At 36.6% G+C, this 21,340-nt stretch carries 16 protein-coding genes; 2 read left to right on the top strand and 14 right to left on the bottom strand.

Features of this window, described 5'->3' with window-relative positions; genetic code table 11:
• Positions 1-10: 10 nt before the first annotated feature.
• From Bccel_RS32375 to Bccel_RS23250, 3 genes are read right to left on the bottom strand one after another with little or no spacing between them, the layout of a single operon-like run.
• On the bottom strand, positions 11-6,652 hold the full coding sequence (locus Bccel_RS32375; protein WP_036935395.1) for an Eco57I restriction-modification methylase domain-containing protein: 6,642 nt from the start codon (positions 6,650-6,652) through the stop codon (positions 11-13).
• Complete coding sequence (locus Bccel_RS23245; protein WP_036935392.1) at positions 6,649-7,677, bottom strand: ParB N-terminal domain-containing protein; 1,029 nt, start codon at positions 7,675-7,677, stop codon at positions 6,649-6,651. Before Bccel_RS23245 ends, Bccel_RS32375 begins: the two co-directional genes overlap by 4 nt.
• Positions 7,667-8,452, bottom strand: a complete 786-nt coding sequence (locus tag Bccel_RS23250; protein ID WP_036935389.1) for a ParA family protein — start codon at positions 8,450-8,452, stop codon at positions 7,667-7,669. Before Bccel_RS23250 ends, Bccel_RS23245 begins: the two co-directional genes overlap by 11 nt.
• A 172-nt stretch (positions 8,453-8,624) precedes the next feature.
• On the opposite strand from Bccel_RS23250, the gene Bccel_RS23255 reads away from it, so the two are divergent.
• On the top strand, positions 8,625-8,840 hold the full coding sequence (locus tag Bccel_RS23255; protein WP_036935386.1) for a helix-turn-helix transcriptional regulator: 216 nt from the start codon (positions 8,625-8,627) through the stop codon (positions 8,838-8,840).
• A gap of 133 nt (positions 8,841-8,973) precedes the next feature.
• Here Bccel_RS23255 and Bccel_RS23260 read toward each other — a convergent pair whose 3' ends face one another.
• The 6 genes from Bccel_RS23260 to Bccel_RS23285 all read right to left on the bottom strand — a co-directional run bounded on the left by Bccel_RS23260 (position 8,974) and on the right by Bccel_RS23285 (position 16,954).
• Positions 8,974-9,849, bottom strand: coding sequence for a hypothetical protein (locus tag Bccel_RS23260; protein ID WP_036935383.1), 876 nt, complete (start codon positions 9,847-9,849; stop codon positions 8,974-8,976).
• Positions 9,850-9,872: 23 nt separating this feature from the next.
• Positions 9,873-10,799, bottom strand: coding sequence for a hypothetical protein (locus Bccel_RS23265; protein WP_036935380.1), 927 nt, complete (start codon positions 10,797-10,799; stop codon positions 9,873-9,875).
• Positions 10,800-11,065: 266 nt separating this feature from the next.
• The gene (rlmD, locus tag Bccel_RS23270) at positions 11,066-12,415 is read right to left on the bottom strand and encodes a 23S rRNA (uracil(1939)-C(5))-methyltransferase RlmD (RefSeq protein WP_036935378.1); all 1,350 of its coding nucleotides are present in this window, start codon (positions 12,413-12,415) and stop codon (positions 11,066-11,068) included.
• Positions 12,416-12,444: 29 nt separating this feature from the next.
• Positions 12,445-13,134: a class I SAM-dependent methyltransferase gene (locus Bccel_RS23275; protein ID WP_050753764.1), complete on the bottom strand. Its 690-nt coding sequence runs from the start codon at positions 13,132-13,134 to the stop codon at positions 12,445-12,447.
• Positions 13,127-15,430, bottom strand: a complete 2,304-nt coding sequence (gene helD / locus Bccel_RS23280) for an RNA polymerase recycling motor HelD (RefSeq protein ID WP_036935373.1) — start codon at positions 15,428-15,430, stop codon at positions 13,127-13,129. The genes Bccel_RS23275 and helD overlap by 8 nt, the downstream gene beginning before the upstream one ends.
• A 192-nt stretch (positions 15,431-15,622) precedes the next feature.
• Positions 15,623-16,954: an FAD-dependent oxidoreductase gene (locus tag Bccel_RS23285; protein WP_036935370.1), complete on the bottom strand. Its 1,332-nt coding sequence runs from the start codon at positions 16,952-16,954 to the stop codon at positions 15,623-15,625.
• A 358-nt stretch (positions 16,955-17,312) separates the two neighbouring features.
• On the opposite strand from Bccel_RS23285, the gene Bccel_RS23290 reads away from it, so the two are divergent.
• Positions 17,313-18,041 carry a lecithin retinol acyltransferase family protein gene (locus tag Bccel_RS23290; RefSeq protein ID WP_050753765.1) on the top strand — a complete coding sequence of 243 codons (729 nt, stop codon included), beginning with the start codon at positions 17,313-17,315 and terminating at the stop codon, positions 18,039-18,041.
• Between the two features lie 136 nt (positions 18,042-18,177).
• Here Bccel_RS23290 and Bccel_RS23295 read toward each other — a convergent pair whose 3' ends face one another.
• Genes Bccel_RS23295 through cheB form a run of 5 tightly spaced genes read right to left on the bottom strand, consistent with a single transcriptional unit; the run spans position 18,178 to position 21,339 of the window.
• Entirely contained in the window at positions 18,178-18,537 is a 360-nt protein-coding gene (locus tag Bccel_RS23295) for a response regulator (protein WP_036935368.1), read from the bottom strand.
• A gap of 14 nt (positions 18,538-18,551) precedes the next feature.
• Entirely contained in the window at positions 18,552-19,025 is a 474-nt protein-coding gene (locus Bccel_RS23300; protein ID WP_036935365.1) for a chemotaxis protein CheX, read from the bottom strand.
• Complete coding sequence (locus tag Bccel_RS23305; RefSeq protein WP_036935363.1) at positions 19,025-19,402, bottom strand: response regulator; 378 nt, start codon at positions 19,400-19,402, stop codon at positions 19,025-19,027. Before Bccel_RS23305 ends, Bccel_RS23300 begins: the two co-directional genes overlap by 1 nt.
• Positions 19,399-20,256 carry a CheR family methyltransferase gene (locus Bccel_RS23310; RefSeq protein ID WP_036935362.1) on the bottom strand — a complete coding sequence of 286 codons (858 nt, stop codon included), beginning with the start codon at positions 20,254-20,256 and terminating at the stop codon, positions 19,399-19,401. The genes Bccel_RS23305 and Bccel_RS23310 overlap by 4 nt, the downstream gene beginning before the upstream one ends.
• Before the next feature lie 6 nt (positions 20,257-20,262).
• The gene (cheB, locus tag Bccel_RS23315; RefSeq protein WP_036935361.1) at positions 20,263-21,339 is read right to left on the bottom strand and encodes a chemotaxis-specific protein-glutamate methyltransferase CheB; all 1,077 of its coding nucleotides are present in this window, start codon (positions 21,337-21,339) and stop codon (positions 20,263-20,265) included.
• Position 21,340 lies beyond the last annotated feature (1 nt).

The following is a 21,340-nucleotide window of genomic DNA, read 5'->3' on the forward strand; positions in this document are numbered from 1 at the left end:
TCCATTTCTGCTATCTTTCAGCAATTGCCATTTCACATTTCACTTCCTCTGCCTGATACTCGCTTTCATTTCCTTGCCCATTTTCATCAACAATAACCGTTTCCTGTTCCCTTAACTCTTTAAACTCCAATTTGGTGTTTATCTCTGCTTGGCGAGCTGAAAATTCATTCAGACGCACTTCAAATTCAAAAGGCTTATCTACTTCTGCCTTTGCTTCTTCAAGCTGTACTTTTGCATCCTCCAATTTCCTAACATTATCATTAAGAACACCATCAATTCTTTCTACAGCATTTTCTATTCTTGTTATACAACCAAGTTCAGAATTACTAAGGTCTACACGATAAGCTAATGCCCCTTTGATCTGCACCTCTATCTGTTCAAAGCATGTTCGAGCAAGTAAAATCTTAAAGCCACGATAAGTTCCAACTTCAAGGGGAGCACCATTTATAGCAATATCATTAATCTTACTCATCACTAGAAGTCTTTCTCCTGCTTTTACCCTTTCATCAAATGATTTTCCATCAATATTCATGATGAAATCTTGGGAAGCAGATTTATCCCTCAAACTAATATCCTTTTTTAATGCTTCAATCTTTTGCTCACAATGGGCTATTAAGCCGGGATATTTGCTTTCAACATTACGCTTTAAAAATATCCTTTCATTATTCCAATTGGCTTTTAAAAGCTTTAACCTTGTAACTTCATTATCCACTTCCATTTTCTCAGCTAGCAAAGGATTTGAGGTTGCAATAGCCTTTACCTCAGCTGCCGATAAGACGGTCTCATCCATATCCTCACAAGAACGTGAAATACTTTTCCCTGTCATTACCTGACTTATATATTTCAGTTTTTGCTCTTGAATCTGCCACAAGTAGGCATCAAAGGTGCCTTTAGTAACATATCTAAAAATGTTTACTACCGAATTTTCATTCCCCTGCCTTAGGATTCTGCCATCCCGCTGCTCAATATCACTTGGCCTCCATGGACAATCAAGGTGATGTACGGCAATGAGTTTATTTTGAACATTAGTACCAGTTCCAAGTTTCGATGTACTTCCAAGCAAGATTCTAACATCACCAGCTCTTACCCTTTCAAATAATGCTTCTCTTTGTTCATCCGTCTTTGCATCGTGAATAAAAGCTATCTCTCCAGCATGAATGCCTTTTTCAATAAGGCACTCCTTGATTTCATCATAAACGTTGAACTGTCCCGGCTTTGGAGTACCTGAGTCACAAAATATGATTTGCGTTGAACGAGATTCTTGTGTAACTTTCCATACTTCAGAAACCTTTTGAATAGCAATATTTAGTTTACTTTCCTCATCATTTGGAGCTTCTCCAATGACCAATCGAGGGTCGATGGACATGAGCTTAGCTTCATTTGTAAGTTTCAGCATATTATCTACACATGCATCCACTTGCCCTGTACGAATTTTCTCAGCTCGCTCTACAAAGGTTTCCATAAGCATTTTCTGAAATGGGGTCGCTTCTATTGCAATAATAGTTGCTTTACCACCATCAATATCAGGCGTTGGAAGTCTTAGCATATCTGCCGTCTGTATATCTGCCACAAGCCCAAACATATTCATAAGTTCAGGCAGGTTATGAAATTTTGCAAAACGATTTCTCATTCGATATCCAGAGCCTTCAGGAGTGATTTCCAAGGAGGATACCACTTCTCCAAAGGTAGCTGCCCAACTGTCAAAATAGTTTAGTCCCATTTTTTGAAGCAACTGCGGTTGTAAGAATTTTTGCACCACATACATCTCACTCATACTATTTGAAATAGGAGTTCCTGTAGCGAATACAACCCCTTTTCCATTATTAATTTCTTGGAGATATTGACACTTCAAAAGCATATCTGAAGCTCTTTGGCTGGATGATTTCCCAATCCCTGCAACATTCCTCATTTTTGTATAACTAAAACAATTCTTATAAACATGAGCTTCATCCACAAACATGTAATCCACACCTAATTGTTCAAATGTTAAAAGGTCATCTTTCTTCCCCTCTGCCAAAAGCTTTGTCAGCCTGTTTTTAAGGTTATTCTGAAAGATGACCATTTGTTTTATTGACCAATTATCTCCCTTTTCATCACGAATCTTTTTTATAACATGAGAGATTTGATTAATCTCATCATTAAGCTGCCTTTCCTGACGCTCTTTTGATATCGGTATTCTTTCAAACTGGCTGTGACCAATAATAATTGCATCATACTCACCCATGGCAATACGAGATACAAATTTATTTCGATTGGATTTCTCAAAATCTTTCTTGGTTGTCACCAGTATTTTAGCCTGTGGAAAGAACCGATAAAATTCTTTTGCCCATTGTTCTGTCAAATGGTTTGGGACTACAAACATTGGTTTCTTGATTGCACCAATACTTTTTTGATACATTCCCGAAGCGATAAGTGCTGCTGTTTTACCTGCACCAACTACATGTCCTGCTAATCCTGTGCCAGAATATATTACCCTAGCTGCAAAGTTCATTTGGTGAGGACGTAGCTTTATTTCATCACTCATTCCGGGAAAAACCAAGTGTGAACCATCATAAACTCTTGGTCTTATGGTATTGAATTTATCATTATAGATTTTTAGGAGTATCTCTGCTCTGTCTTTTTCATTAAACAACCATCCTGCAAAAGCTTCCTTTATCTGATTTTGTTTGGCTCTTGCTATCATGGTCTCATTTGCATTAATGACATATTTGATTTGGTCCTTACCATTAGCATCTATATATGGAACAGGGTCTCTTACTGTTGTGCTTTGGAGATTTAGGCAGTCCTCAAAAATCTGATAAGCATTTACTCTTTTTGTCCCATAGGTATTGTTAACTTTAACTGAGCTTGAATCTCTTGTCTTATTTAGCACACGCCATTGTGTTGTAAATTCCATATACTCCATATCTATAGCATCTTTTAAATAATAGGGAGTTCCAAAGGTTTCATGCATAAACTGACGATAATACTCTATGGGTATCCAAGGTGAGCCAATTCTAAAGTCGATTTCTCCAGGTAATAGTTTTTGAGGTTGCACTGATTCTAAAGCTTTTACATTCCTTGAGAATAGTTCAGGATATTCCTCTGCTTTCATTTTTGCATACAAAAGCTTATCCTTTACCTGTCCACTTAAGTATTCCTCATTAAGCTCCCATCCTTCATAGTAGTTCCCATAATACTTTTGAGGGTTTAAATAAATCCTATCTCCAAGTTCTTCAATTAATGTATCAGCACTTTTATTTGTTAATGCTTCCATATAGGATAAATCTATTTTCATTTTTACATTTAGGCTTATCTCAAGAGCTTCCTTTGCTGTTTGTGCATGTTGAGGCAAACGATATGATTTAATGGTTGCCTTATAAAATATTGGTGCCTTTGTCCATGTTTTTTTATCATGGCTCTGGTCTTCAATTGAACGAAGCAACGGGAATTGGTCATCATCTGAAAACACTGCTATATTTGCTTTATCATTTATAAAACCACACTCTTTAACAAAACTATCATAAATATCATTTAATTTGTTCTGTGCATCTTTAAGCTCGCTAGGCACATATTCCCTTGTTTGTACATCAATAACCTCTAATAGAGCTTCCCTTATTTCACAGAGTCCTTTAATCCTATCTGCCCTTTTACCAGTGTAATCCTGTGGAATTAACTTATTGTGTTCACAGTAATAAATCTTATCTTCCATAACAACATAAGTATAATTCTTTGTTCCGGTAGTGGCATCAATCTCTATGGATTCATTTTCAGGTTCCACTACCTCTTCTACTGGTATATCTGCTTCAGCATAGAATGTAGCCTTAAGTTTATTAATAGCTTTATTTAGTTCTTCATATAAGTCCTGTCCATCTGTTGCAATACAAGCTGTTCCATCTTCATTTCCATACATATTCCTGCTATACTGCATTTTCCCCAGTATCATATCCGGATTATCAATAAAATATTGATTCATATGAATATAATCAGACTCTCTGGTATCCGTGAAAACCCAATCAGGCAGAGAAAACTTGTCGAGACTCCTTGGGCTGCTATACTTTTGGAAAAATAGAATATCAGCTGTAACCTCAGTTCCCGCAAGAGCCTTAAAAGCATTATTAGGAAGCCTGATAGCCCCTATTAAATCTGCTCTTTCTGCTATATATTTACGGACTTTTGTATCTTTCTTATCCATGGTGCCTTTACTTGTTATAAATCCGATAATTCCGCCAGGCTTAAGTAAATCCAAGGACTTTGCAATGAAATAATCATGAATCAAAAAATTTTCATCAGCGTATCTTTTGTCATAAAGCTTAATATTGTTAAAAGGGATATTCCCAAGTATGATATCAAAAGAGTTGTCATCATAATTTGAAGTTTCATAGCCTTGTACACTGATTTCAGCCTTCTGATAGAGCTGCTTTGCTATTCTCCCGGTGATACTGTCAATTTCAATACCGTAAATAGCTGTGTCTTTAAAACCATCTGGAATAACCGAAAAGAAATTCCCTGTTCCCATAGCTGGGTCAAGTATCTTTCTATCTTTTCCACCTGTAAATCCAAACTGCCTAATTGCATTGTACATATGCTTTATTAAGTCAGGTTCAGTATAATATGCTGTTATTGTTGAATTTCTTGCATCCTCATACTCTTTTTCATAAAGTAAATGTTTCAGCTCCTGATATTCATTCTCCCAGCCTGTTACTGTATCAGAAAAAGCATTAGCGAGACCACCCCAGCCTACATAACGTGCTAAAACTATCTGCTCATCATGATTTGCAAGGCGATTTTCACTCTCAATCCTTTTTAACAACTTAATGGCTTCAATATTGTTTTTATATTTTGTTTTCGCTCCGTTTGGATAGAGACTATAGCTTTCTGAATACTGGAAGTTTATTTTACTTGGTGGCTCTTCATTAAATTTGTCATCAGCTTTGGGTTTTACTTCTTCTTGATTTTCTTTGGCTTCCAAGCTATTATTATCATTTTTCAAATCAACAGGATTCTTCAATTCTTCAATTGGCATGCCTAAAAATGCAGTATTAACATCATTCAGAGCATCTTCATTTACATCAACACGATCAGGTATTAAAACTGCCGATTCTTCATTTTGAAGATTTTTTATTTCATTGGTGATATATCTTTCTTCATCAATAAGATTTTGAATAATGATTGCAGCTTTTAACCATGTTATCGTAGTATTGCGTTTCTCGCTGTTTTCATCAACCCAATCAAATGAAATTCCTTTGCTGTCATGGTTCTCAAAATGAATTCCATTTTTATTGACTGAATGACCACCAATTCCATATTCATTTTTTAAGAAAGCTGCAAATGCTGAACCTGTTGGATTTGTTTGTGAATACTCATAAATCCGTTTCTTACCACCTTCTATTAGGCTACCTTCTAGAAGAACAATCTCCATCAATTGCTCCTCGTGAGTTTTATCTTTTTTTGAGAATAATGACAACTGCTCGCTTTTCTTAATATTTTCTTGCATTAAAAATGAGCCACTGTCAGGTGACTCATCATGGGTTGGATTATAAATTTCGTTATTAAGTTGGTTTATCTCACTTTGTATACCAGTTCCTTCAAGACTATTTCCTCCGCTGCTGCCTTTAGACTGTTCATATGTCTTGTCTTCTCCATTATGTCCTCTGTATTTGGCATCTTGTCTTTCATTAGCATCTGTTGTAATATGTTCTCTATTTTCTCTACTGCTTCTTCCTGAACTTTGTGCATTATCTCCATCAGTGTGCCATCCATTTTCAAAATCATATATCGCTGTGGCTTTTCTTCCTGTAGGTATTCCATTGCCATTCTGCCGTATTTGCCTAGTGGTTGGTCGTAATTGCTGTCGTTGGATACTTGAATGTTGGGAATATTCATTCCATCCTTCTCGGTATAATCCATCTTTAATATGCTCATCTGTAGTACTCCTTTCTCTATCAAGAGTTTTGATACTTCTTTCAATTTCTATTAAAATACCTTTTGAAACAGATGTAACCAAATGACCAAGCTTTGCAATTAAAGGCAGTGTATTATAATGTGCAATGGTTACCATGCCATCTCCAATACCTATTTCTTCATCGGATAGCCCACATCTTTTCCCTACAAAGTATGAAATACTATCACTTAGCAGTTCTTGAAGCTGCAACTGCAATCCATCTTCAGGAAGACTTTCAAATATGCTATTTTCGACCCCATCCTGAAAACTCTGTAATTGCATATATTGATTTTCCATAACAGCTTTATGTGATATTTGCTTGATGCATTCAGAGAAATTCTCTGTGTTTAAATTATATCCTTGTGAAAAATGTATAACAATATGTTTTTTGAGCTCATCATCAAACTTCCAGTTAGTAGCGACAACTTCTTTCCCATGGGTCTGGGAGACATCAAATAAATGTTTTATAGTAAGCCTCGCATTCTCATATTCACATACTGCAATGCCTGTAGAACCTTTATTTACATACCTTCCAACCCTATTCCATATAGCTGTTGGTGCAAGCATTGTTACATTTGGATTTTGAGCAAATATAAGCAGTGTGTTATCGAAGCTATATTTATAAAATGTTGATGCAAACCTTAGATAATCTCGCCAGCTGCTTTCATTTCTTGTTATATGTGGAGCAATAGTTTCATAGATTGTCTTTAACTTTTCATCTTTTCTCAAGCGGAATTAACCTCCTTCCTTTCGGGATGCATTTCAAAAAACAGTTCTAGTGCTTCTTCCACCACCTTCTCAATTTCATTTGATTTAACATCTGGAGAAAAAAACTTTGAATACACCTTATGTTTGATTTTAATTGATGGATTTGTTGATTTTGGCTTTTTATTTATCTCACCGGATAAAATCTGATATATAACTTTTTCATTTAATTTGCCATCATTTGAATAACTTCTTAACATTTGTGTCTTCTTCATATCCACTTTAAACTCATTTTGAGAAAGCACCTGCTCAATTTCTTTTTGCTCAGTTTCTTTTAAATATGATATATCAACGGCACATCTGATGGATATTTCATTGTTGTCAACTCTATCTTTAAGAGCATTAATAACCTTATCAATTCGTAATAGCCTGGCAACTGTATTCTTTGAAAGTCCATACTCATTGCCTACTTTTTCCCTTGTCGTTAACTTCTGCCCCACTGGGGCAGAAGTTTCATTTCCCCTTATGTATTCAGGGTTTTCAAGTCTTTTAAGCTCATCAATTATGTCATTTCTTTTGCCTTGGGAGAACATTTTCGAGTGACTTAGAGAAAGTACTGTTGATTTTTCTGATGGAAGCATATCTGTGAATGACCGCTGAATCACATTAGTTTCTACTACATACATAAGTGCTTCTTCATCTGTTAAGTACTCCTTTACTATACATGGGCCCTCAGTAAGTCCTGCAAACTTTGCCCCATTCATTCGATTGTGCCCGGCTAGCATTTCATACTCAAATCCATCTTCACCACATTCAATCTTTCTAACTATCATAGGAACCAAAACGCCATTTGCCTTTATGCTTTCAACTAAGTCATCAAGCCGTTCATCACTATATAGCCTAAATGGATGATTTTGATAGGGGCGAATTTTGTCGAACGCTATAGTCATAAATACTTTATCATTTGCTTGAATTGGTAATGTTGGTTCATCTGCCATTAATAATTCATCAAGGGATTTTACTTTCTTTGCGGTTGGTCTAGTTACCATTCATTATCAACTCCTTTGCTACTTCGTTATAAGCAATTCCAGCTTTTGATTTCCTGTCAAAATCAACAATACTCATACCATATCTGTTGGCTTCTCCAACTCTTATGGAACGTGGAATATGTACTTTAAAAATCTTCATTCCATTTTTATATGCTTCTGTTACCTCTTCACAGACTTCCTTATGAAGATTTGTCTGCATATCACACATAGTCAGAAGGATTCCCTCAAATTGAATTTTCGGATTGATTCTTTTTCTTATCTTCAAGATAGTCTTTGTTAAATCTGTGAGTCCCATTGTAGCATAATACTCCGGATTGATTGGAATAATCACACTATCAGCAGCTGATAAAGCATTGATAGTAAGCGGTCCTAAAGATGGATTTGTATCAATGAGAATATAATCATAATCCTTTCTGAGTGGTTCCAGGATATTGGCAAGTAGCTTCTCGCTTCCCATTTCCATACGCAAATTGGCTTCAACTACCGATAAATGAATACTACTTGGAATAAAGTCCACGTTTCCATGGGTATAAATATATTCCTTTGGATATGGAAGCTGTTCCTCATCCATAGCCTTGTACATTATCTCGGCGATTGTGGTTGTTATTTTAGTATTCTCATCTGCGAATGATGAAGTGAGATTAGATTGCGGGTCGAAATCTAAAGCTAGTACCTTCTTTCCCTGCTCCCCAAGGGAAAATGCCATATTCCTTACACTAGTGGTTTTGGCTACACCACCTTTTTGGTTTGCAACTGCTATAATCTTTGCATTCATAGACACCCTTCTTTCTTTTAATCTTCATTTGTGCTATACACTTAATAATTTTATACTACACTATATAGTGTGAATATGCAATAACAATTAAATTTTAAAATGTGTATTTTATTGTTTTTATTGATAATACACACGATTAAGTGTATATTATTTATGAGGATGGTGATTAATAATGCCTTTCACTATGGGTGAAAAAATTCGTATATTGGCAAAAAGAAAAAAAGTAACCATTTCAGAACTGGCTACTTTAATTGGTACTACTAATCAAAATTTATCTAATAAATTGACTCGGGATAATTTCTCAGAAAAAGAGCTTAAGCAGATTGCCGAAGCTCTAGGTTGCAGGTTTGAGGGATATTTTGTTTTTGAGGATGGGGATCGAGTATAAAGTTTCTAAAAATGCTTATCCCGCTTGGCAAAAGTGCTGGAAATTTTTCGTTGCAATACTATGGAATTTTTTCTTGCAACAAACACTTATAGCAAATCCAAAATAACAGTTTTCCATACTCTTATCAGATTTACTATACTATTCTTTTTAAAATATTCACTATTTTATCTGTTATAAATTTTGAAGGAATCTTCTTCTGACCGAACTCCCAATTACACCACACCCTATAAACCGATTCTGCCTTATACTTACCATTATCATCTGCTTTATTTTTTATAATATCTACCATATCCAATAACCTTCTATCTTTATGTAACCACTTGAATTTTGATAATACATCCACCACATGAAGAATATCATACCAAATCAATGGGGATTTTAATTTCTGGAATCCGCTTCCCATAGCAAACATATATGGCCTTCTTTCTTTTCTTTGTTCCCATAATGTAAGTAATGCTTCTGCACCATTTTTAGTTTGTGGTAAATCATGATATTCTTCAAACAAAGATATCAATTTTAACATTAAAAGTGTCGCATACGGGCATGGATCATTTTTTCTTCCGGGTCCTCTAAATTTGCCTAAATCTGAAGATACTGTACATGTCCAAGTATTATCTTTTTGCAAGTTAATCAAGAATTCAATACCTTCTTTAATTTTATTATTATCTGAATATCCAAACCTTTTCAGCAAATAAAGAACAAGAGGTGCATCACAAAGCATCCAAGACCATTGTTCTTGTCCCGTCCCTCCAAAATGTTTAGGAATATTTATCTTAATCTGATACAAATTTTCAGTAGATATATGTTCTATTATTTTTTGTACGGTTTTGGCAATTTCCGGTGTACTACTATCAAAGCCAATGTCAGCAAGGAAAGAAAGTTTATGTATTAAGTGACTTGAATCATTATGCGATTTTAATACTTCTCCTGGCCAGTTTGTTACTTGTTCTAGCAATCTATCTACAAGTTCAATGTTCAAACCTAGTTTTTCATATTCAATAGCTTTCATTTAAATAATCACCTCCGTAGGAATCAGCTAATTCTTTTTAATATTCTATAAATCAAAAATGTTATCCATCTGCTTGGTGACTTAGTTTGTCCGAAATCAAACTCTGCATAGGAACGTGAAACAGATTCAGCATAAAACTTACCATCAAGAGATTTTTTTATAACCAATTCAATCATTTCATTAAATTCTGGCTTCTTAGATGCGTATGGATATATTGATAGAACGTCAAGAACTCTAAGAATGCCATATTTCACAGCAGGGTACTTCAGCTTAATATAATCATTCCCTATTCCAAATCCATATGGGCGCCATGGTTCCTCTCTTTTTTTCCAATGTGTAAGTAGTAAATCAATAGCTCCGTTAAGCCTTATATCATTTCTATACATATCATATTGACCTAAAAGCATTAATATATTCAAATTGTCCATTGGACATGATTCTGAATTTTGAAGTTTCTTTCCAGTGGCACGGTTCAACGCACAATGCCAGCCTCCGTCTAAACGTTGTGAATTAATTATGATATCAATATACTTTACTATATGTGGATTATCTTTATATCCCATCTTAACAAGCGATGCTAGAATTATAGTAGGAATACAAAGATAATTTGATTTTGTTCCATCTTGAAGAATAAATGTACCATCGTCTTGTTGTAATTTAAAAAAATCATCGATTTCATCATGAATATTAATATCTTCAGCTTTTAGTCCTATATCGGATAGAAAAAATAAATCCCAAAAAACATTTCCTGTACTTGAGTATCTTACTTTACCAGTTTTTAAAGCAGTAATTCCAACATCCAAATCTTTAAGACGCTCTATAATTTTTTGTATTTTCACATCATTAGTTGCAATCGCTGGTTCAGCTTTTTTATCAAATAACTGTGTTTCAACTGCAAAATTCATCCATGAATTTTCTTCTATTAACCAATTGATGACTTTAGTATCCATTATTTATCACCTACGCCTAATATTTTTCTCATGACAAATAAAATTAATAATCAGAAGCATGAGCAAGAATTTTTTATATACTTTACAGCATTTTTAGAATTACACACTGTAAGAATTTCATTCTACCGGTTGACATGTCTCCTCATACTATATCCTAACCGCAATACACACTTCAAGCTCATTTACCTGCTCTTTATTTTTAAAATCTTCCCCACCTGTATTAAACGAAATAACCCTTGCAGCCCGCTTAAATACTAGGATTCCTACTAATTCTTTCTTTGTATTCTTACCACGCACTCCACATGTGCCGTATGCGGGAACATATCCACCGGCTGCACCTCACGCACCTCAAACCCATTCTCCGCCAGGTACTTCAAATCCCTTGCCAGTGTAGAGGGATTACATGACACATACACAATCCTTTTTGGTCCCATATCTACCAGCGTAGCAAGCAGTTTTTCATCACAGCCCTTCCTCGGCGGGTCCAGAACCACAACATCAGCTTTTTGGGTCAGCTCCACATTCTCAGCCTCACCTACGATAAACTCTGCATTCTTTATCCCGTTAATTTCTGCATTCTTCACCGCATCCTTGATTGCATCTGCTACTATCTCGATTCCATATACTCTCTTTGCCTTTCTTGCTAAAAAGAGTGATATGGTCCCTGTTCCACAGTATAGGTCATATACCACTTCATTTCCTGTAAGCTTTGCGTACTGGAGTGCTTTTCCATAAAGCACTCCAGTCTGTACAGGGTTTACCTGGAAAAATGCCAGAGGGGATATTCTGAATTTCAGATCCTCTATGTATTCGGTTATAAAGTCTTCCCCATATATTTTAACATTCTCTTCACCCATAATAATGTTGGTGTTTTTTCTATTAATATTCAAATAAATACTCTTTACCGAAGGCTCCTTGTGGACTAGCTCTTGAACCAACTTGTCCTTATGTGGAAAATCTTTGCCGTTTATAACAATAACAACCATGGTTTCACCGGTTTTGAAGCCTTCCCTGGTCATTATATGCCTTACAAGTCCTGTACCTTTGGTTTCATCATATGGTACAATTTTATTTCTATATATAAATTCACTTATAATATCCTTGATTCTATCACTTGTTTTATTCTGTATTCCACAGCCTTTACACTCAATAATCTCATGGGAACGGCGGGCATAAAAACCCGCTATAGGCTTGTTTAGACTAATTCCTACAGGGTATTGTGCCTTGTTTCTATAATATAACGAATCCTTCATACCAATGGTATCATGTATTACTACATTTTCCAGCTTCCCAATCCTTTTTACGCTTTCCTTTACAAGATTAGTTTTAAATCTAAGCTGGGCATCCATGCTCATATGCTGCAGGCTGCAGCCCCCGCACTTTTCAAAGGACGTACAAAATGGCTGGGTACGGTTATCCGATGGATTTATGATCTCTACCAGCCGTCCTACAGAGTATGACTTGTTAACCTTGGTAATTTTCACAAGCACCTCTTCGCCTTCTAAAGCATCGTCAACAAACACAGTAAAACCGTCTACTCTGCCAACTCCCTGGCCTTCATGGTTCATTCCTGTTATAGTAATACGGTATTCCTTATTTATTTCAACAATCGGCATTAGTATCCTCCCAAATCAAAACTTCTTTATTATTTCATTGCAAGATAAACTGCCAGGTTATAGTATTTCCAAACTATATCCATTGTATTAAATCCCGCTTCCTTAAGCATCTCAAGGTGCTTCATCATCGATATGGGGCTGTCTTCCCTGTAATGGAGGGGCATCCATGATTTTTCAATCTCATCCATGGGAACAGATTTTGACATATATTCCTTCCATTTTTCAATATACATATCATGAAGCCATTGATAAGATGCCAGAACAACGTCACCATTTACAAATATTCCGCCTGGCTTTACACTGTCGGATATTTTCCGGTAAAATTCCAGCTTGTCTTCATCTGTTACCAGGTGATGAAGTGCAAGGGATGACACAACGACATCATATTTTTTATCAAACTCAAATTGATAAAAGTCACAATTTATATACCTTGCCCCCTTGGCATCCCACAGTTTTCTCTCAGCCATCTTCAGCATATTGGGAGCCATATCCACACATGTAAATTTGGCATTTGGATATAAATCCAATATTGCCCTGGAAATTGTACCTGTACCGCAGCCAAGATCTATAACCTCAATTTCATCATCCCTCTTAAACGGTATACAATTTGCAATTGTCCCAACCATATGGGTATAATAGGGCATGAGCTTTCTTATTATTCCGTCGTATTGTTCCGCTTCCTCATCAAAATGAGCCTTAATGCCATCCATTTTATCCATAAACACTCTCCAATACTTTGGTCAATTCACCTGTATAATAAATATCCATTTTATGCAGTGCCCTGGTCATAGCCACATATAAAAGCTTAATATCCAGCTCTCCGTCAGAGTAGTTCTCCCCTCCTGCAATTAAAACTGCATCAAACTCAAGACCCTTTGAAAGATAGGAAGGCACAATAACCATGCCGCCCTGATACTTATCTTCCTTACCAGTTATGAGCTGCAGCTCGGGAACACTCTTTTTCATAAACCCTTGAATCTCCTTACACTGATCCAGTGTTTTGCATATAACGGCTATGGAATTAACCCCTTTATTTTTAAGCTCTTCTATTGAATCTGCCATTGCCTGTGCCATTTCCTTAAGGCTTTCGCTTCTTATCAGCCTTACCGGATCGCCATGTCTGAAAACAGGCCTGGCTAATATAATCTCATCATCATCTAAAAGGCTTATAACCTTATTGGCTGCATCCATTATTTCTATGGATGTACGATAACTCTGCTGCAGGGTCAGGTATTCAGGCTTTTTATCCCTGTATACCTCCTCTTTTACTTCTTTCCAGTTTTTTATGCCCCTGTAGGAATGTATCCCCTGGCACAAGTCTCCTAACAGTGTAAAAGAGCTGTCCTTTATAATCATCTTTAATGCATAGAGCTGAAATACGCTGAAATCCTGCACCTCGTCAATTACAATCTGCCGCACGGGTATCTTTTCATCTATACCATGGATTAGAAATTTAAGATAAATCAAAGGAGCAAAGTCTTCAATCTCAATAAAGCCTGAATGGATAATTTCTGCAGAATATTTTCTTAAGTATGACACAATCTCTCTCTCTGCAAGGCCTTCAGAAAGCTTTTGAAGCAAATCTTCATTATCCATAAGCTCGTTATAGTATTCCCATGGGCTGAACTTAGATATTCTTTTTACATATTCACTGACAGCCTTTTTAGAATTGGCTTCAACCCTGCTTATCCTTTCGTTCCTTGTGTCAATCGCTTCAATTATAAGCTTTTGCCTATCTTCTCCCGGCTCCATGGTCAGCTTGAGCCGTTCTACCTCCATATCAGACTTGGTATGAAGTGCATTGATGATCTTTTCTTTCATAACTTTCAGCCTGGTATTAAGATGCTTCTTAATCTCATCTATCCTTTTTACCAAAGGCCATCTTTTATAATCCCTTAAGAACAGTCTGTTTATTTCATCATAAGGATACACAACAATGCCCTCAATTTTGAAATCTTCCTTTGGAAGGAAAACGGTTTCCACGTACTCAACATACCTTTCCATGATTGTTTTAAAAGCCATGGATGTTTTAAGAACTGTTGCTTTATATAGAAGCATTCTATCATTATTATCAATGCCTTTTTTGATATCTGTCCCCTTTTTGTCCTCTATAAAACTAATAAGTTTTTCATTGCCGTCCCTCACCTTGAATTTCTTACCCAAAAGGTTCATAGCAAAACTCTCAAAGGTTGTCTGACTTACCCTCTCAACACCAAGTTCAGGTAAAACCTCCGAAATATAATTAAGAAAAAGCTTGTTGGGTGCTATAATCATAAAGCTTTCCGGCTTTAATGTTTTCTCATGGGTATAAAGAAGATATGCTATCCTGTGGAGTGCAATGGTGGTTTTACCGCTTCCCGCAGCTCCCTGAACAATCATTGGTTTCCAGATGTCCGCCCTTATGATTCTGTTTTGTTCTACTTGAATGGTCGATACAATTTCCTTTAGCCTGTTATCTGCACTTGCTCCTAAATATGACTGAAGGAAATCATCATTTGTGGTTATATCTATGTCAAAGATCTCCCGTAGTTCTCCCTCCTCAATGGAAAACTGCCTTTTTAATGTCAGGCTGCCATTTATATTGCCGTCCGGGCAAACATAATGAGCGTCACCAAGCCTTTCTTCATAATAAAGGTTTGCAACGGGGGCTCTCCAGTCAACTATTATGACCTCCTGGTCTTCATCTCTCATTAGAGACATCTTACCAATATACAAATTTTCCTTTGTACTTTTTCCCTCTTCGGTAAAATCAACCCTTGCAAAATAAGGCTTTCCTGTTGCGGTATACAGATTACGGAGCTTTAGCTCCATACTTCCCTGAAGCAGCGAATTAATCATCAATTCAACATAGCTCTGACTGCTATCGCCGCTTTGATGCCTTTTAAGCTGTTCCACATCGTTATCAAGCTTTTTCTTTCGATTCAATGTGGCATCAAGGGTTTTATTGACATAATCCAGTGTATACCTGCACCTTTCCAGCTCAGCTTTATAATCCGGATGGTTTGCAGCTGGCATGATTTAAACACCTCCAATTGTAATTTAAGTATGAAATATTTTTTCATATTATTCCACTAATGTCAAGCTTATTAAGCCAACAAAAACTGTAAACACATCACAATTTCCCGCAAATAAATAAAGGGATGCAGATCATGCCCGCTATCCCTTTATAAAATTTATTTTTATTCTATTATATTTCCAATTCAGGTCTTATTTCAATGCATTCAACCCCACAGAATTAAGGTAATTCCACGGCTTATTAAAATGAGGCTGGAAGAAAAAGTCCACAAAGGCTAATTCATCTATAGTCATCTTGTTCTGTATACAAACTGATAGTGTATTTATGGACTGGGTAAGATCATGCTTGGATAATATCTGTGCACCTATTATAACCCTCGATTTCTTCTCAAAAACAACCTTGAGCTGTAAGGATTCATATTGGGGCATGAACTCCGGTCTGTAGTTATCAACAATTGTAGATGTCTCAACCTCTATACCCGCTGCTTTTGCAGACTCTTCAGTTAATCCAGTGGAAGCTATATTATAATCAATAATCTTTATACCTGAAGTCCCCTGAGTTCCCATATACTTTAATGCTGGGCAATTGATATTTTTAGCAATGAGAGTCCCCATACGCACAGCATTTGTAGCCAACGGAATATATTCATGTTTGCCTGTAGGATTATACATAACTGAACAACTGTCCCCTGCAGCAAATACGCCTTCTCTGCTGGTTCTCATATATTCGTCTACAATAATAGCCCCATTTGGAAGCATTTCAAGTTTCCCTTTAAATAACGCTGTATTGGGTCTAAAGCCTATGGAGAGAATAACGAGGTCTGCATCATATGCTCCCCTTTCGGTTAATACTTTTGAGACCCTTCCATCCTGGCCTTCAAAACCTACAATCTTTTCATTCAGTATTATATCGATACCATGCTCCTTAAGAGCCTTTTCTGCTATATCGGTAAACTCTTTATCCAGATATCTGCTGAGTATACGGTCCATTCCATCTATCAATGAAACGTTTTTTCCAAGTGCCTTAAAAGCCTCTACAAGTTCCACTCCTATATATCCTGCCCCTACTACTACTATATTCCTTGCGGTCTTAGCTTTTTCAATTATCATATTGGAGTGATCATAGTTCTTTGATAGCAGTATGTTTTCAAGGTTAATTCCCTGTATGTCAGGTACAATGGGCCATGACCCGGTTGTTATAATCAGCTTGTCATAGGTATCCTCAAACTCTTCTCCTGCATCCATATTGTAAACTGTTACAGACTTTTTATCAAAGTCCACATTTTTAACATCATGCCTCATTTTAGTTACTACACCCAAATCCTCAAGCATTTCTGGAGAGCAATAAAACAAGCCTTTTGGATCACTTACTACACCGCCTACATAAAGTGCTATACCACATGAAAGAAATGAAATAGTGCTGTTTCTTTCATAAACAGTAATTTCCGTTTTCGGGTCAGCCTTTTTAAGATTCAGTATTGAAGCAGTACCTGCATGGGTACATCCTATAACAATAACTTTCATAAGCTTAATCTCCTCCGCTTGTATATTATATATATTAAGGCTACTTACTTAATTTTACCAAAGTATCACTTATTTATAAAGGCAAACTCACTTAGTAATGACTAAAATATAACTTCCGCTATAAATTTCGCTTACGTGTTGCCTTAACTCGTCAACACACGCTCAAAAGCGGAATTATTATCTTAATCATTACTTAATTAATTCCCTTATTTTATTAACCCAAACAACTTAATGACAAAAAATTGTCAAAACAATAATATCATATTTATATTGATGAAATAGCTGATTTATTATTATAATTGTTATAGCTGCTTGTTTACAATTACTATTCAAAAATTATTAGGGAGGTAGGAATCAAATGATTAAAAAGGATTTTATTAAAGGTCTAATCAGCGGAGCACTTTTGACATGTCTAATAACAACAGCTGTATTTGCAACTGACATTCAAAAAAATGTTACTGCTGCATACAAAAACATTAAAATATTTATCAACGGAACTGAGATAGCTCCCGCAGATGCCAACGGAAAACCCGTTGAGCCCTTTATAGTTGATGGAACTATTTATCTTCCACTTCGCTCAGTTGGAAAAGCTTTTGAAAAGAGCGTTAAATGGGATGGAAGCACTTATACTGCTTACCTGGACGAAGTACCCCAAAAAGTAAAAAAGGATCTTGAACCAGGTGACATCATAGGCGATCCAAGAAGTCTGGCAGGCTATGATTATGAGCATTACGGAGTTTACATAGGAGACAATAAGGTAATACACTACATGACGCCTAACAATTCAGGCAAAGCAGCTGATGGTGAAGTTTGTGAAACAACCCTTGATGGCCACTTTGACAAGAGTAAAGTCTTTGTTCTCAAGTTTGACAAAGAAAAGATTTTCTCCCCTGAGGAAACTGTTAAACGTGCAAAATCACTAATTGGAGAAAAGAATTATAACCTTCTTTCAAACAATTGCGAGCACTTTGCACTTTGGTGTAAGACAAATATACGCAAATCTTATCAAATAGATAGCCTGACGTCAGATCAGTTAGGCCAGTTAAAAAGTCTTTCTGAAATGATGGGCATTGGCGTTGGTTTATAATATATTACCTTTTATATATGTATGAATTATGGTATAGCAGACGCTACAATTTGTCAAACATAAGAAAATGAACTGATAATCTTACGGTTCATTTTCTTTTATGTATCAATCGTCATACTTAACCATGCATCCGGGTTTAAACAAGCTTTGCTATGGCACTCACTATTTTATAATCATCAAATGGTTTTTTCAAAAATATATCTACCCCGACATCCTTGGCTTGGGAGATTATCTCATCATCCCCCATCGCTGTAAGCATAATAATTCTTGCTGCAGGATGCTTTTCCTTAATCCTTTTTGTTGCTTCAATCCCATCCATTATGGGCATTGTAACATCCATAAAAACAAGATCAGGCATAAGGTTCATATACATATCAACACCCTCACTGCCGTTTTTTGCATCACCGCAGACCTCATACCCATTATTTTCAAGTGTCTTCCTTAACAAATTATGAATCATAGGCGAGTCATCCACCAAAAGAATTCTTTTTATCATAAAATAATCCTCCTCTAGAAGTAGAATATTCCAATACCAAGAACTACATCTTCACAACCAATTGTATATTCATATCTTTCAATGTGTTTTTTTACCGTTATTCTTATATTATCTCCTGTTACAGCAAAAGGAGATGATAAATTAAATTTCTTATCACTATCTAAAAGCTTAATCTTTGCAATACCTGCAGCCATATTAACCAACTCTGAAATGCCATCTGATAGTTCCTCTTCGGATAGGTGGTCAGCATCCTCACCCACCATAAAAGATATAAGATTTAAGGCCGTTTTCCTTGAGACACTTACAACAAAGAGAGCATTCCTTTCACCGGATAAGATCATGGCACCCGATATATCGGTAGATTTAATTTCACAATCTTTACTGGTTTCACATACACAAAAGCCTGTCATTTTTTCAACTGCCTCACATAATGCCTCTACAAAGCAATGGTGCAACACAGTCATGCTGGTTTTAGCTTCTGCCCTCATTATATGGCCCCCTTTCCCATACATTCTAATATCCTCTTAATAAGATCCTCCATTGCAAAGGGTTTGGTCATATAATGGGCAGCACCAGCCTTTACAGCCATTACTATATTTTCCTTCTGCCCTTCGGTAGTAACCATCATAACAGGTATATTTTTATATTTTGGGGTGGACTTAATCTTTTGAAGCAGTTCATAGCCATTCATTCCAGGCATATTCCAGTCAAGCAGAATCAAGTCTATCTGTCCATCAAACTTTTCAAGGATTTCCAAGGCTTCCAAACCACTTTCAGCTTCCTCCAGTTCATATTCCAGTACCCCAGATGCAGCCCTTATAATTTTGCGTACAACACTGGAGTCATCCACTGTCATCATTCTCATAACCGCTGCTCCCTTCTTCTATAGTATACTGCATTATCAACATGCATCATTTCAAAGTACTTGTCAGTTTTATCATAAAGCTCTGATGAACCAAGAAATAACATTCCATCATTTTCCATAACTCCATAAAGTTTAGAAAAGACGCTTTCTTTAAGGCTGTCTGAAAAATAGATAAGGACATATCTGCAAAACACAATATCAAACTTCCCTAATAGCAGATAATTATTTTGCAAATTAAACTGCTGAAATTTCACATGGGATTTTATCCTGTTATCAATTTCCCATACAGTTCCCTCTTTTTTAAAATACCTGTCCCTTATAACCGGATCAAGTCCTCTCATTACCGAAATAGCATCATATCTTCCGTTACGTGCCATATCAATAACCGTATGTGATATGTCAGTCGCCAGAATTTCAAAATTTGAAAGGGTTACATCATTTATACCATTCCTAGCAAGCCATGAATCAATGCACATGGCAGTTGAGTATGCTTCTTGCCCTGTCGATGCTGCAGCACTCCATAACCTTATTTTTCTCCGCTGACCCTTCCTCAGCATCTCAACAAAACGAGGGAGAAGGACCTTTTCCAACATAAGCCATGGTGCTTTATCCCGAAACCATAGGGTTTCATTAGTTGTAATGGCATCAATAACTCTTTCAGCCAGGCTCAGATCATTTGCCCTCATTATCAGGTTGTACAATTCCTCAAAGCTGGTTAGACCGGAATCCACCAAGAGTCTGTATAACCTGGTTTCTATCAGGTATGACTTACCCTCTGAAATTTCAATTCCGCACTTGTCCTCAATATATTTTTTAAAAAGCTTGAACTCATTATCAGTTAGAGTCGCATTCAACCAGAATCAGCTCCCATGCTCAGAAATTCTAACTATTCTTTCTGCTATTCTATCAATATCCAGCACCTCGTCAGAAAGACCTGCTTCCTTAATACTCCTTGGCATGCCATAGACAACGCAGCTTTCCTCACTCTGTGTTATACAGTAGCAAAGACATTTTTGCTTCAATTCCCTCACTCCTTCAAGCCCATCACTGCCCATTCCCGTCAGTATGACTGTCAATATCCTTGCCCCTTGATACTCCTTGGCAACCGACTTGAATAAAACATCTGCCGCCGGTCGAACTCCATTAACATAGCTTCCTGAGGTAATACATATCTTTTTTACAGCCTCACTTCCTTTGGCAATTTCCATATGGTATCCCCCAGGTGCTAGTATTGCCTGACCTGCTCTGATACCATCCCCATCTTTACCTTCAATAAATTTCATTTCACTCTTTTTATCTAAAGATTCAGCCAATACCCTTGTAAAATCAGGAGGCATATGCTGCACAATTAGCATGGGCTTATAAAAGTTCCTGCCAAACCCATTAAATATCCTCTCAAGTGCAGAAGGTCCGCCTGTCGATGAAGCTACCAACACCATATCCACGCCATTAATTCCTATCTTCCCATGGTTTATAGTATTTACAGGCGTAACGGTTGACTCAGTTTTTGCAGTTTTTGCAGCTCCTGCCCTTTTAACCTGAATCTGAGTAAATAACCCTTTCAGAAATCTGGCTACAATCTCCATATTTTTTTCATAATCCTGTTCAAGGGGCTTTATAATAAAGTCCAAAGCACCGCATCCAAGGGCTTCTATGGTAGTTTTGGCATTTTTTCCTCCAGTACTGCTGACCATTATCACATGAGTTTCCGGCCATCTTTCACTAATTATTTTCAGAGTTTGGATACCATCAAGCTCAGGCATGTTCACATCCATAATTACAACATCGTATTTGCCATGTTGGAGCCTTTCAATTGCCAGAGTCCCGTTTGATGCAGTGTGTTCAGCCAAAGCCAGTCCCGTTTTTTCAACAGCCATGGATAATATCTTCCTGTAAACTGCAGAATCATCAACTACCAAGACCTTGAGTATATCCAAT

Source organism: Pseudobacteroides cellulosolvens ATCC 35603 = DSM 2933, assembly GCF_001262605.1.
Taxonomy (GTDB): Bacteria; Bacillota; Clostridia; order Acetivibrionales; family DSM-2933; genus Pseudobacteroides; species Pseudobacteroides cellulosolvens.

Excerpts from the sequence above, each read along its gene's own strand:
- Bccel_RS23245 (WP_036935392.1), bottom strand. The coding sequence starts at position 7,677 with ATGGTAACTAGACCAACCGCAAAGAAAGTAAAATCCCTTGATGAATTA.
- Bccel_RS23250 (WP_036935389.1), bottom strand. The coding sequence starts at position 8,452 with ATGAATGCAAAGATTATAGCAGTTGCAAACCAAAAAGGTGGTGTAGCC.
- Bccel_RS23255 (WP_036935386.1), top strand. The coding sequence starts at position 8,625 with ATGCCTTTCACTATGGGTGAAAAAATTCGTATATTGGCAAAAAGAAAA.
- Bccel_RS23260 (WP_036935383.1), bottom strand. The coding sequence starts at position 9,849 with ATGAAAGCTATTGAATATGAAAAACTAGGTTTGAACATTGAACTTGTA.
- Bccel_RS23265 (WP_036935380.1), bottom strand. The coding sequence starts at position 10,799 with ATGGATACTAAAGTCATCAATTGGTTAATAGAAGAAAATTCATGGATG.
- rlmD (WP_036935378.1), bottom strand. The coding sequence starts at position 12,415 with ATGCCGATTGTTGAAATAAATAAGGAATACCGTATTACTATAACAGGA.
- Bccel_RS23275 (WP_050753764.1), bottom strand. The coding sequence starts at position 13,134 with ATGGATAAAATGGATGGCATTAAGGCTCATTTTGATGAGGAAGCGGAA.
- helD (WP_036935373.1), bottom strand. The coding sequence starts at position 15,430 with ATGCCAGCTGCAAACCATCCGGATTATAAAGCTGAGCTGGAAAGGTGC.
- Bccel_RS23285 (WP_036935370.1), bottom strand. The coding sequence starts at position 16,954 with ATGAAAGTTATTGTTATAGGATGTACCCATGCAGGTACTGCTTCAATA.
- Bccel_RS23290 (WP_050753765.1), top strand. The coding sequence starts at position 17,313 with ATGATTAAAAAGGATTTTATTAAAGGTCTAATCAGCGGAGCACTTTTG.
- Bccel_RS23295 (WP_036935368.1), bottom strand. The coding sequence starts at position 18,537 with ATGATAAAAAGAATTCTTTTGGTGGATGACTCGCCTATGATTCATAAT.
- Bccel_RS23300 (WP_036935365.1), bottom strand. The coding sequence starts at position 19,025 with ATGAGGGCAGAAGCTAAAACCAGCATGACTGTGTTGCACCATTGCTTT.
- Bccel_RS23305 (WP_036935363.1), bottom strand. The coding sequence starts at position 19,402 with ATGAGAATGATGACAGTGGATGACTCCAGTGTTGTACGCAAAATTATA.